Here is a 12942-nt window from a genome sequence, read left to right on the forward strand (position 1 = left end):
ATGAATTTAGAAAGCCCTACAGTTACAGTAAACAAAACAGCAGAAGAAGTATTTGAATTTTTAACCAAAGTTGAAAATTTTGAACAACTTATGCCAGAAAGCAAACAAAAGTTTGAAAAAATCAATGATTCGAGGTTTCTTTTTCAATTAAAAGGGATGCCTGAGTTAGTATTGGATCAAAAAGAAAACACTCCTTCGAGTCAAGTTGTATTAGGTGCAGCAAGTGACAAACTTCCTTTTACTTTAACAGCAGATATTATTAACACAGAAGACGGAAAAAGTACAACAAAACTTACTTTTAATGGAGAATTTAATGCGATGATGGCAATGATGATTAAAAACCCTATTCAAAATTTCATTAATACGCTTAGCGAAAACATAGGTAAGTTATAATCAATATAACAATTTAATTTCTTTTAAATCAAAATTAGAAACCACATCATCTTCTAATAAAACCTGAAGTTTACCCTCATTGGTAATTGATTGAATAATACCAACAAAAGCGTCTCCCTTTGCATCATTAAATGTAGAGGGTTTGTTTTTTCTAAAAAGCATAGTTTCGTACTCATATTTTAGGCTTTTAAACCTGGAAATTTTGAGTTGAGAAAACCGTTCTTTTAATTTATTAAGCAGCCCATGCAAAACTTCATCGATATCCAGATTTTTACCCAAAATTTGTTTTAACGATCCTGCCTGCGGTAAACTATCAAATTTTAATTGATTAACATTTAAACCAATCCCAACAATCACTCCTTCTAACCTGCCATTTTTAACAATATTTTCTATTAAAATACCACATACTTTAAGTCTATCTGACAGAATGTCGTTAGGCCATTTTATAGATAATCTTGTGACCATCAAATCGTTTAAAACATCACAAACAGCCAACGATGTTACTATAGAAACAAAGAACTGATCGGTTATCGATATCTCCTGAACAGGCATAAACACACTACAAGTAAGGTTTTCTCCTGGATTACTTTGCCATACGGTTCCCATCTGCCCTTTTCCTGCCTCTTGTGCAATTGCTCTAACACAAACAGGGCTCTCTACTTTTTTTTCGCGATGTAAGCCCCTTAAGAAGCTATTTGTTGAGTCAATGGCATCAACTTTGATTATATGCATATAAAAGGTGTAAAAGTTTCATAAATGTCCGACTAATACGGATATTTAAATAATAAAAAGTAATAACTTTACACAAATTAAAAAAATGCATGACTAAAAAAGAAATCGGTAACGATCAATTAATTACTCAAATATTAAAAGGTATTGAAGAAGTAAAAGGTAATGACATTAATATTTTGGATCTTAGAGACATCGAAAATACAGTTTGTAACTACTTCGTAATCTGCAACGGAACTTCTAATACTCAAGTAAATGCAATTGTTAATTCCATCCAAAAAACTGTAAGCAAAGAACTTAAAGATAAACCTTGGCATGTTGAAGGTAGTGAAAATGCAGAATGGGTATTAATTGATTATGTAAATGTTGTAGTTCATGTTTTTCAAAAGCATATAAGAGAATTCTATGACATGGAAGGACTTTGGGGAGATGCAAAAACTACAGTTATCGAAACAAATTATTAAAAGAAAACCGTAAATGGCTAAAGACAATAAAAAAGTAGAACCTAATAAAAAACCAAAATTCAGTGCATATTGGATTTATGCAATTATAATTATTGGTTTTTTAGTGTTGAATTTCATGGGAGGAAGTGGATTAGGATCTGCTCCTACTACATCCCCATCAGAGTTTCAGGATTTTTTAAGTAATGGAGAAGTTGAAAAAGTAGTAATTATCAATCGCCGTAATGCAAAAGTTTTCCTTACTCCTGAAGCACGATCATTAGATAAGCACAAAATGAATAAGAGTAAGTCTATCTTACCTTCTAGTCCAAGCGACCCTGATTATCAGTTTGAGTTTGGAGATTTACAAAATTTCGAAAATAAAATTGCTTCTGTTAAAAAAGATAATGGAGTTGATACGCAAGTTATTTATGATACAGAAAGTAATGTTTGGAGTGAAATCTTTATTACATTATTACCATTTGCTCTTATTATTGGAGTTTGGATATTTATCATGAGAAGAATGAGCGGTGGTGCTGGTGGTGGTGCCGGAGGGCAAATTTTTAATATTGGTAAATCCAAAGCTAAACTCTTTGATCAAAATACTGAGGTAAAAGTATCTTTTGAAAATGTAGCTGGCCTTGAAGGAGCAAAAGAAGAAATACAAGAAATTGTTGATTTCCTTAAAAATCCAGAAAAATATACTTCGCTTGGAGGAAAAATACCTAAAGGTGCATTATTAGTAGGACCTCCAGGAACAGGAAAAACATTGTTAGCTAAAGCTGTTGCCGGTGAAGCTAAAGTACCTTTCTTCTCTTTGTCGGGATCCGACTTTGTTGAAATGTTTGTAGGTGTAGGTGCTTCTAGAGTTAGAGATTTGTTTAAACAAGCAAAAGAAAAATCTCCTGCTATAATCTTTATTGATGAAATCGATGCAATTGGTAGGGCTCGTGGTAAAAGTAATTTCTCTGGTTCTAACGACGAAAGAGAAAATACACTTAACCAACTCTTAACTGAGATGGATGGTTTTGGAACCAATACTAATGTAATTGTCATTGCTGCAACGAATAGAGCAGATGTTCTGGACAAAGCATTAATGCGTGCTGGTCGATTTGATCGCCAAATTTATGTAGATCTACCAGACGTAAGAGAGCGTAAAGAAATTTTTGAAGTTCATTTAAGACCTCTTAAAAAAGTAGAAAACGAATTAGATACAGAATTCTTAGCAAAACAAACTCCAGGATTTTCTGGTGCTGATATTGCGAATGTATGTAATGAAGCGGCCTTGATTGCTGCTAGAAAAGGGAATAAAGCTGTTGGTAAACAAGATTTCTTAGATGCAGTAGATAGAATCGTAGGTGGACTTGAAAAGAAAAACAAGATTATTACTCCTGCAGAAAAACGAGCTATTGCTTTTCATGAAGCTGGTCATGCAACTGTAAGTTGGATGCTAGAACATGCTGCACCTTTGGTAAAAGTTACTATCGTACCAAGAGGGCAATCCTTAGGAGCTGCCTGGTATCTTCCTGAAGAGAGGTTGATTGTTAGACCGAATCAAATGTTAGATGAGATGTGTGCTGCTTTAGGAGGGCGTGCTGCAGAAAAGGTAATATTTGATGAAATTTCTACAGGAGCACTAAGTGATCTTGAAAAAGTTACTAAACAAGCAAGAGCAATGGTAACCATATATGGTCTAAATGATAAGGTAGGGAATTTAACCTATTATGACTCTTCTGGGCAAAGTGAATATAATTTTGCAAAACCATATAGTGAGCAAACCAGTGAATTAATCGATAAAGAAATCTCGAATATAATCGAAACACAATATCAAAGAGCTATTGATTTATTAGAAAAACACAAGGATAAGCTTACAGAACTTGCTGAAGTATTATTAGAAAAAGAAGTTATTTTTAAAGATAATTTAGAAAAGATATTCGGCGAAAGACCTTTTGGAAAAAAAGAAGAGGAAATAATCATCGAACCTTCATAAAAAATTTATTTTTACTTGTAAATTGAAAAATCTTAACCTGACAGAAAATTAGGTTAAGATTTTTTTTATCTTTGAAGATAGTGTAAAATTGTAATTCCCCAAGCGTAACATAAAAAATGAGTCTATTTAGAAGATTATTTTCCTCAAAATCTAAATCAGACCAAAAGAGTAAGGAGCGTCACATCGACGATCGTAGTAAGTACATGCCAGAAATCGATCTACCAATCGATGAAAGTTTCATGATGAATTTCAAAAGAAACGGAGGCAAGTTTCTGTACTGCGATAACGATAATGAAGTTTTAGACTCTTTTGACAAGATTCTATTGGAAAATGATTGGTACGAAAAACAGGTCTGTTGTTTTGATATTGGCTTAGAACATAAGTTCTCTGACTTTAACTTGGAATACGTAAAAAACTCAACAGCTTCCTTCTTTTTTGCAACCTGCGAATATTTAATAGCCGACAGCGGATCTATATTAGTCTCCTCAAATCAACTTAGAGAAAAAAAACTTACCGAGTTACCAGATAATTTTGTGATTTTAGCAGCTACTAGTCAATTAGTTAAAAGTATTGGCGAAGGTTTAAAGGGAATTAAAGAAAAAAACAAAAACGCTATCCCTTCTAATATTACAACCATTAAAGATTTCGAGCCGCAAAAAGAAAAGGATTTCTTAAGCTATGGAAGTAGTTCAAAAAATCTATATTTGCTGCTGCTGGAAGATTTATAATATGAAAGAACTGCTCACAAGGTCTTTATCGGGGTTTTTATACGTTTCAATATTACTAGTATCAATATTTGTTTCTAAGTATACATTTATCGGAATATTTTTCCTTTTCGGAATGATTTCCATTTATGAATTTCAAAAATTAATCAATCTTAAAAACAAAAGACTTTACTTAATATTTATTTTTATTTTTATTCTATTAAACGTGTTTCAAGGTCAACTTTACCTAACCATTCCGGTCCTTGTACTTACATTAATTACAGAATTATTTTTGATAAAAGACTTAGTTACTATTCGAATTATCCCAATGTTCGAAAAACGAAAATACGGAACAAGTATTTTTTATCTAATTACCTCTATTACCTTTTTAACATTGGCTCCCATGTATTCTGGAGAGTACGAACCTTTAATTATAGCCGGTGCTTTTATAATCACATGGGCAAATGATACTTTTGCTTATCTTGTTGGAAAAAACTTTGGTAAACATAAATTACTAGAACGAATATCTCCCAAAAAAACTATAGAAGGTTTTATAGGTGGTTTTGTTTTTTCTCTTCTTACCGGATACCTAATCGCAATATTATCGAATACTTTATCATTAACAATTTGGTTGATTATAAGTATAATTATGAGTATTTTTGGTACCCTAGGAGATTTAATACAATCAAAGTTTAAAAGACAAGCAGGCGTTAAGGACAGTGGCACAATAATGCCTGGACACGGGGGCATCTATGACCGTTTGGATAGTGTTATATTTGCAAGCCCATTTTTATATGCATTTTTACAAATTTTGAAATATGTTTCATAAAGAAGGATACAAGATAATATCAGTAACATTAGTTCTATTTTTAGGAATCAACGTTGCATCATACGTTGCCATTCAAAATAATGAATGGCAGATAGCTGTGTTTGTATTAACTCTAGCTTTTCTTATTTTGATATTACAATTTTTTAGGAATCCTAAAAGAAAAACTAATATAAACGACAATACTGTGGTTGCCCCTGTAGATGGCAAAGTAGTCGTTATTGAGGAGGTTTTTGAAAAAGAACATTTTAACGATAAAAGGTTACAGGTATCGGTATTCATGTCTCCTATAAATGTTCATGTCACCAGACACCCTATTAATGGCGAAGTAATTTTTAGTAAGTATCATCCAGGAAAATACCTAGTTGCCTGGCACCCAAAAGCTTCTGAAGAGAACGAGAGAACAACAGTGGTTGTAAAAAATAACCTTATAGAAGTTTTGTATCGCCAAATCGCTGGTGCGCTTGCAAAAAGAATTGTAAACTACGCCACAGAAGGTGAGAAAGTAACGCAGGGATCTGATAGCGGATTCATAAAATTTGGTTCTAGAGTTGATGTGTTTTTACCATTGGGAACCGAATTAAATGTAACTTTAAATCAAAAAGTTAAAGGTGGTGAGAGTGTTATTGCTAATCTTTAGTCATGACCGAAGAAGAATTAAATACTGCTTTTGATAAAGCATATGAGCGGGCCTGTAATACAAAAATGCAGTTTCCCCCAGATGTTATGCTTCACTTTTATGCATACTACAAACAAGCTACACACGCAGATGGCTTTTACACACCGTCAGGAAATAGTGAACTTAGAAATGCATTTAAACTAAATGCCCTTTTTCAAGTAAAAAACCTTTCGCAACAAGAAGCAAAAATAAAATACATCGATCTTGTAAATAAGCATATTACAGATTAAAAAAAGCCTTGATAAAATCAAGGCTTTTTTTAATCATCAATCTATTTTGAAATTTTAATTTTGCAAACTTTCTAAACTTGATTTAAGAGTCATTATTTTAGCTTCTGCATCTGCTTCTTTCTTTCTCTCGTTGGCAATTACTTGCTCTGGAGCATTATTTACAAAACGTTCATTTTGCAATTTCTTTTGTACAGATTTCAGAAAGCCTTGAGTATAAGACAATTCTTCGGTAAGTTTTTTTATTTCATCCTCTACGTTAATCGCTCCTAAAATAGGAATAAAATATTCATTAGATTTTACTCTAAAAGAAAGCGCTCCATCAACTTTTTCTTGCACATAATCCAAAGAAGACATATTACCTAACTTAGAGATTACAGCATCAAAGCTGGTAGCTGATTTTTCATTATTAATAACTGATAATTCGATAGTCTCTTTAAAAGAAATATTTTTTTCTTTTCGAATGGTTCTAATACCAGAAACGACTTCGGCCGCAATTTCAAATTCCTTAATTAATTTTTCATTAATCGATTCCGGTTTTGGCCAAGCAGATACAATTAACGCTTCTTCTGGAGTTCGTTCTTTAATTTGTTGCCAAATTTCTTCGGATATAAAAGGTACAAAAGGGTGTAAAATTTTTAGGTTATCTTCCAGAATTGCAATCACTTCTTGAAACGTTTTAGCATCTATTGGACTGCCATAAGAAGGTTTAATCATTTCTAAAAGCCAGCTACAGAAATCATCCCAAATTAATTTGTAAGTAGTCATCAAGGCATCGCTGATACGATATTTGCTGTAATTATCCTCAAGATCTGCTAAAGCTTGTTGAAATTTTGACTTATACCATTGTATCGAAATAGCCGAAGCCTCAGGCTGATCTATATTTTTATCGACTTCCCACCCCAAAATAAGTCTAGAAGCATTAAAAATTTTATTTACGAATGCACTACCTTGTTTACATAGATCCTCATCAAACATTAAATCATTTCCTGCAGGAGAACTTAACAACATTCCTACTCTTATCCCATCAGCACCATAATGATCTATTAAATCAAGTGGGTCGGGAGAATTTCCTAACGATTTAGACATTTTACGGCGTTGTTTATCCCTAACAATACCAGTAAGGTAAACATTCGTAAAAGGTTTTTCTCTTTTATATTCATATCCAGCAATGATCATACGAGCCACCCAGAAAAACAAAATTTCAGGAGCTGTAACCAAATCATTTGTTGGATAATAATAGTTGATTTCTTCATTATCTGGCTCCAAAATGCCATTAAATACACTCATAGGCCATAACCAAGACGAAAACCAAGTATCTAAAGCATCAGGATCTTGAGTAAGATCACTATCACTTAAGGCGCTATTTCCTGTTTTTTCTTTAGCCAACTCCAAAGCCTCCGCTCTACTTTCTGCTACTACAAAGTCTTCTTTTCCCTTACCATAAAAATAAGCAGGGATCTGATGCCCCCACCATAATTGACGTGAGATATTCCAATCTCTCACATTTTCCATCCAATGGCGATAGGTATTGATAAATTTTTCAGGAACTAGATTCACATCTTTATTTAGTACAGCATCTAAAGCTGGTTTAGCCAAATCTTCCATTTTCAAGAACCATTGATCACTTAATTTTGGTTCTATTACTGCTTTAGTACGCTCACTAGTCCCCACTTTATTAAGGTGAGTCTCTATTTTTTCTAATGCGCCTATAGTTTCTAATTCTTTTACAATCTCTTTACGAACTACGAAACGATCTTTACCTTCATAATGTAATCCGAAAGAATTTAAAGAAGCATCATCATTAAAAATATCTATAACTTCTAGCTTATGAGTATCTCCTATTATTTTATCATTAGGATCATGCGCAGGTGTTACTTTTAGACATCCTGTACCAAATTCTACATCTACATATTCATCTTCGATAATAGGAATTATCCTATTTGCTATAGGCACAATTGCTTTTTTACCTTTAAGATGTGTAAACCTTTCATCATTTGGGTTAATACATATAGCTGTATCCCCCATGATAGTTTCTGGTCGAGTAGTAGCAATGGTTAACGTATCATCACTTCCTTCTATTTTATACTTTAAATAGTATAAATTACCTTGTTTTTCTTCGTAAATAACTTCTTCATCAGAAAGTGTAGTTTTTGCTTGAGGATCCCAATTAACCATACGATACCCTCTATAAATCAGGCCTTTTTTATGTAAATCCACAAAGACCTTAATAACCGAAGCAGACAGATTGTCATCCATTGTAAAGGCCGTACGTTCCCAATCACAAGATGCTCCTAGCTTTTTAAGCTGTTCTAATATAATACCACCATGTTTATGAGTCCACTCCCATGCATGTTCTAAAAATTCTTCTCTGGTTAAATCATTTTTATCTATGCCATTTTCTTTCAGTTTCGCCACTACTTTTGCTTCAGTTGCAATAGAGGCATGATCAGTCCCTGGCACCCAGCAGGCGTTATACCCCTTAAGACGAGCTCTACGAATAAGCACGTCTTGAATAGTGTTATTAAGCATATGTCCCATATGCAAAACGCCAGTGACATTTGGTGGCGGAATAACAATTGTGTACGCTTCTCGTTCATCTACTTCAGAATGGAAGTAATTATTCGTCATCCAGTAGTTATACCACTTCTCTTCTACTGATTTTGCATCGTATTTTGCAGCTAATGCCATACTTTGGTCCGATTTTTGGATTTTAAAGTGCAAAAGTAATTATTATATACGACAACTTGAAAGTCTTTTGCAATTTTGAAGTTGGATAAAAAGTAACTACTTTTACACATAACAAAAACCTACATTATGAAAAAAGTAATGATGATTTTATTTATTAGTCTTTTAACAGTAAGCTTGAACGCTCAAGATACTGGTAAGGCGGAAATAAAATTTAAAACTGAAGTTGTTGATTATGGTGAGATAGCCAAAGGCAGTGATGGTGTTCGACAATTCGAATTTACAAATACCGGAGATGCTCCTTTGATTATTTCTAGAGTGTACTCTAGTTGTGGTTGTACTATACCTAAAAAACCCGAAGGACCTGTTGCACCAGGAGAAAGTGGTATAATAGAGGTAAAATACGACACAAAAAGAGTAGGACCGATAAGAAAAACCATAACTGTTTATTCTAATGCAGAAGAATCAACAAAAGCAATAAAAATTAAAGGAACTGTATTAGACAAAAGTGTTTTAGAAAAGAATGACTAAACATTATATAATGTTATTTATAAAAGGATAGTTCATATGAACTATCCTTTTTTTTATTAGATTACTTTTTTAAGATAAAATTCGAATCGCATATCAACTCCGGCTCTTTTTATTTTTAACCTTATTTTTTTTCCTTCTTCAAAATAAAACAGGTCGTTAAGAGTTGACAATTTATATGTGTATGCTTTTCTACCATTAATTTCAAGAATAATATCTCCTTCTTGCAAACCAACTTCATCGGCGGGAGATCCTGATCTTACATCAGAAATTTCATATTTGGGCTGTAGAATAAAGTCATTGGTAAATTGAACCGTTTTTTTGTTTACGATCTCATTTAAACCTATATAAAACCTATCCTTTTCATTATAATCCTTAGAAAAAACAAAACCTACATGTTGAATAGTTAAGCCACTCATATTATAATAAAAAGGTTTTTCAAAAAAACTATTGCGTTTAAAAGAGATTTTTTTGTTTGGGTAATCCATAATGATATTAAATCTCCTTAACACACCACCTCCAAGAGATCCTTGTCTATCATTTATCGAAATACCTTTTATATAAATAGAATCAGGAAAAGATGTAGTCACATCCTTTAACATAAAATTACCTATATGCAATTCTTTTATTTTGGTTCTTGCCCCATAGATATCTCCATTAAATCCTTTTCCTAAAAAATCTCTAAACGAATTATCAGATACCTTAATTCCTTTTTTTTGATTTTCGAACAACCACAGAGATGACCCTGATCCAGAATCTAAAAGAAGATTAATATCTATTAATCCTTTTTCCGATTTATATTTTGCTGAGAAAAAAGGTCTTTTATTCTGGTTTTTAAAATCCAATACTGTTTCATAACATTTTTTGCATTTCCTATATTTATAGGAATCAGGTTTGTTTATCTTAATGACCTTTTTGATATAATTGATATCCAAAACAAAATCTTTAAAAAAATCATACCCTATAATACCGTGAACTGGAAAACCCATTCGAGGAGAAAAATTTATAGATTCATCTAACACCAAATAAATAGTGTGTGCTGTACTAGTCGTTTTACCAATTTTCAATTCATTTTTCAAAGATTTTATAGCCTCTACGGGCTCATCATCTCCTAAACCTCTCAAATAAATTTTGGATGCATTTTTAAGTTCTAATGATTTTTTATTATCTACACTAAAGATAATCGTAGATCCCACGCCAGTATCTAAAATAAAAGAAAGCTCTACACCATTAACAAAAACAGGAATAATAATTAAATTATTTGATAACTCAAATCTTATCTTATCCTTAGTTGTTCCGGCCGGTAAATTGAAGTTTCCTTGCCCTAAAACGGTGTAGCTCGCAAGCAGAAAGAGTACTAACGCTTTACTTTTAAGAAAATGACAAAAATTCAATAGTAAAATCTTCATTCCCCTAAATATAAAAAAATAGTTGAAAAATAGTTCCCAATATCTATCTAATTCTTAAATAATTTAAGAAATTTACCGCTATTTTATTTTTTAAATCAACTCAAATGCCAATAATATCCCGTAAAGGTAAGGCTATGCCAGAATCTCCAATTCGAAAATTGGTTCCTTTTGCTGAAAAAGCAGCAAAAGCAGGTAAGCATATATACCACCTCAACATAGGTCAACCAGATATTAAAACACCTATTGAGGCCATGGAGGCTGTGAAGAATCACACTTTAGATGTATTAGCCTATAGTCACTCGGCTGGATTTGAGAGTTTTAGAGAAAAATTAGCAGGTTATTATGCCAAACATGATATCACCATATCCTCTGATGATATATTAATCACTACTGGCGGCAGTGAAGCTTTAATCTTTACTATGGGCAGTATTACGGATCCGGGTGATGAAATTATAGTCCCCGAACCCTTTTATGCTAATTATTATAGTTTTTCGACACAATCCACAGTAAAAGTGGTTCCTGTTATTTCGACACTTGAAAACGGATTTGCTTTACCAGCTATTGAACAGTTTGAAAAACTTATTACCGATAAAACGAAAGCTATTTTAATATGTAATCCTGGAAACCCTACAGGGTATCTCTATAGCAAAGAAGAGATTAAGCAATTAGCAAAATTAGCTATCAAATATGATTTATTCTTAATTTCTGATGAAGTATATAGAGAATTTGTATATGATGACAAAGAACATTATTCTATACTTCAAGAAAAAGATTTAAACGATCATGCAATTGTTGTAGATTCGGTATCAAAACGATACAGCATGTGTGGTGCGCGAATTGGATGCATGGTAAGCAAGAATAAAAGTGTTATGGAAACAGCTATGAAATTTGCTCAGGCGAGATTAAGCCCTCCGACTTTTGCACAAATCGCCAGCGAAGCTGCTTTAGAAGCACCAGACTCATATTATAAAGATACTGTAGCTAAATATAAATCTAGAAGAGACACCTTAGTCTCTGGACTTAGAAAAATCCCGGGAGTAAAAGTCGCTATGCCTAAGGGTGCTTTTTATTGCATTGCAGAATTACCTGTAAAGGATGCAGATCATTTTGCTGAATGGTTATTAGATAAGTTTGATGTAAATAATCAAACCGTAATGGTTGCTCCGGCTTCAGGTTTTTATTCAAGCCCAAATAAAGGAGGAAATCAGGTTAGAATAGCTTACGTATTAAACAGAAGAGATCTAACAAAAGCAATAGAAATATTAAGACTCGCTTTAGAAAAATATAATGCCTAATGAAGATCGAGCAAAACAAATCATTAAAAGAATACAACACATTTGGTATCAATGTTATTGCGTCAGAATTTGCGGAAATTACTTCTGAATCTGAACTAATAAACATTCTTTCAAAAAAAAATCAAAAAGAGTTGTTTGTATTGAGTGGTGGTAGCAATATGCTCTTAACTCAGGATATAAATGTACTGGTATTACACCTACTCATAAAAGGAATTACCTGCACAGAAGACTCTGACGACACAGTTTTAGTATCTGCAAATGGAGGTGAAAACTGGCATGATTTTGTTCAATATTGTATTGATCATGATTATGGAGGTTTAGAAAATTTATCATTAATCCCTGGTTATGTCGGGAGCGCCCCTATCCAAAACATAGGTGCATATGGTGTAGAACTTAAGGATACTTTGTTAAGCTGCGAAGCCTACGAAATAAGCACTGGTAAGAAACATATTTTCGCTAATGAAGATTGTAAATTTGGATACCGCAATTCTATTTTTAAAAATGAAGAAAAAGGTAAATACATCATCTCTAAGGTAACATTTAGATTGAGTAAAAAAAATCATACCCTTAACACTACTTATGGTGCTATTGAAAACGCGCTCGCGGATCACAAAATAACGAATCCCACAATTAGAGATGTTTCGGAAGCTGTAATTCGAATACGAAAAAGTAAACTTCCCGACCCATCAGAAATTGGCAATAGCGGTAGTTTTTTTAAAAACCCTGTTATTTCTACAAATCACTTTACCCAACTACAAAATTCGTATCCACAAATCCCGTCTTACACAATAGATAAAAACAACATTAAAGTACCTGCGGGTTGGTTAATTGAACAATGTGGTTTCAAAGGAAAAAGATGGGGCGATGCTGGTGTTCATGAAAAACAAGCTTTGGTATTAGTAAATTATGATAATGCTTCAGGCAAAGAAATATTAGATCTCGCAAAAAAAATTCAGAAAGAAATCGAGGGAAAATTTGATATAAAACTCGAAACGGAAGTTAATATTATCTAGATATTGAATACAAACAACTAA

13 protein-coding genes are annotated in these 12942 nt (G+C 32.8%); 10 read left to right on the top strand and 3 right to left on the bottom strand.

The window, feature by feature from the left end; translation table 11 throughout:
• Entirely contained in the window at nucleotides 1-393 is a 393-nt protein-coding gene (locus tag DK508_RS03240) for an orotate phosphoribosyltransferase (RefSeq protein WP_109299314.1), read from the top strand.
• Here DK508_RS03240 and DK508_RS03245 read toward each other — a convergent pair whose 3' ends face one another.
• Nucleotides 394-1125, bottom strand: coding sequence for a biotin--[acetyl-CoA-carboxylase] ligase (locus DK508_RS03245; RefSeq protein WP_109299315.1), 732 nt, complete (start codon nucleotides 1123-1125; stop codon nucleotides 394-396).
• 89 nt (nucleotides 1126-1214) lie between these two features.
• Here DK508_RS03245 and rsfS point away from each other — a divergent pair, with 89 nt between their 5' ends.
• The 6 genes from rsfS (at nucleotide 1215) to DK508_RS03275 (ending at nucleotide 5991) form a co-directional block, all read left to right on the top strand.
• The gene (gene rsfS, locus DK508_RS03250; RefSeq protein ID WP_109299316.1) at nucleotides 1215-1586 is read left to right on the top strand and encodes a ribosome silencing factor; all 372 of its coding nucleotides are present in this window, start codon (nucleotides 1215-1217) and stop codon (nucleotides 1584-1586) included.
• Between the two features lie 13 nt (nucleotides 1587-1599).
• Entirely contained in the window at nucleotides 1600-3552 is a 1953-nt protein-coding gene (gene ftsH, locus DK508_RS03255) for an ATP-dependent zinc metalloprotease FtsH (RefSeq protein WP_109299317.1), read from the top strand.
• Nucleotides 3553-3791: 239 nt separating this feature from the next.
• On the top strand, nucleotides 3792-4280 hold the full coding sequence (locus tag DK508_RS03260; protein ID WP_370443814.1) for an LUD domain-containing protein: 489 nt from the start codon (nucleotides 3792-3794) through the stop codon (nucleotides 4278-4280).
• Between the two features lies 1 nt (nucleotide 4281).
• The gene (locus DK508_RS03265) at nucleotides 4282-5085 is read left to right on the top strand and encodes a phosphatidate cytidylyltransferase (protein ID WP_109299319.1); all 804 of its coding nucleotides are present in this window, start codon (nucleotides 4282-4284) and stop codon (nucleotides 5083-5085) included.
• On the top strand, nucleotides 5075-5722 hold the full coding sequence (locus tag DK508_RS03270; RefSeq protein ID WP_109299320.1) for a phosphatidylserine decarboxylase family protein: 648 nt from the start codon (nucleotides 5075-5077) through the stop codon (nucleotides 5720-5722). Before DK508_RS03265 ends, DK508_RS03270 begins: the two co-directional genes overlap by 11 nt.
• Before the next feature lie 2 nt (nucleotides 5723-5724).
• On the top strand, nucleotides 5725-5991 hold the full coding sequence (locus tag DK508_RS03275; protein ID WP_109299321.1) for an acyl-CoA-binding protein: 267 nt from the start codon (nucleotides 5725-5727) through the stop codon (nucleotides 5989-5991).
• A gap of 54 nt (nucleotides 5992-6045) precedes the next feature.
• On the opposite strand, the gene DK508_RS03280 is transcribed toward DK508_RS03275, so the two are convergent.
• On the bottom strand, nucleotides 6046-8679 hold the full coding sequence (locus tag DK508_RS03280; protein ID WP_109299322.1) for a valine--tRNA ligase: 2634 nt from the start codon (nucleotides 8677-8679) through the stop codon (nucleotides 6046-6048).
• A 126-nt stretch (nucleotides 8680-8805) separates the two neighbouring features.
• On the opposite strand from DK508_RS03280, the gene DK508_RS03285 reads away from it, so the two are divergent.
• On the top strand, nucleotides 8806-9207 hold the full coding sequence (locus DK508_RS03285; protein WP_109299323.1) for a DUF1573 domain-containing protein: 402 nt from the start codon (nucleotides 8806-8808) through the stop codon (nucleotides 9205-9207).
• Nucleotides 9208-9263: 56 nt separating this feature from the next.
• Here DK508_RS03285 and DK508_RS03290 read toward each other — a convergent pair whose 3' ends face one another.
• Nucleotides 9264-10613, bottom strand: coding sequence for an aspartyl protease family protein (locus tag DK508_RS03290; RefSeq protein ID WP_109299324.1), 1350 nt, complete (start codon nucleotides 10611-10613; stop codon nucleotides 9264-9266).
• A gap of 104 nt (nucleotides 10614-10717) precedes the next feature.
• Here DK508_RS03290 and DK508_RS03295 point away from each other — a divergent pair, with 104 nt between their 5' ends.
• Both DK508_RS03295 and murB read left to right on the top strand, forming a co-directional pair.
• Nucleotides 10718-11908, top strand: coding sequence for a pyridoxal phosphate-dependent aminotransferase (locus DK508_RS03295; RefSeq protein ID WP_109299325.1), 1191 nt, complete (start codon nucleotides 10718-10720; stop codon nucleotides 11906-11908).
• Entirely contained in the window at nucleotides 11908-12921 is a 1014-nt protein-coding gene (murB, locus tag DK508_RS03300; protein WP_109299326.1) for a UDP-N-acetylmuramate dehydrogenase, read from the top strand. The genes DK508_RS03295 and murB overlap by 1 nt, the downstream gene beginning before the upstream one ends.
• The last annotated feature ends 21 nt before the right edge of the window (nucleotides 12922-12942 follow it).

The sequence above is a fragment of the Aquimarina sp. AU474 genome (assembly GCF_900312815.1).
Taxonomy (GTDB): domain Bacteria; phylum Bacteroidota; class Bacteroidia; order Flavobacteriales; family Flavobacteriaceae; genus Aquimarina.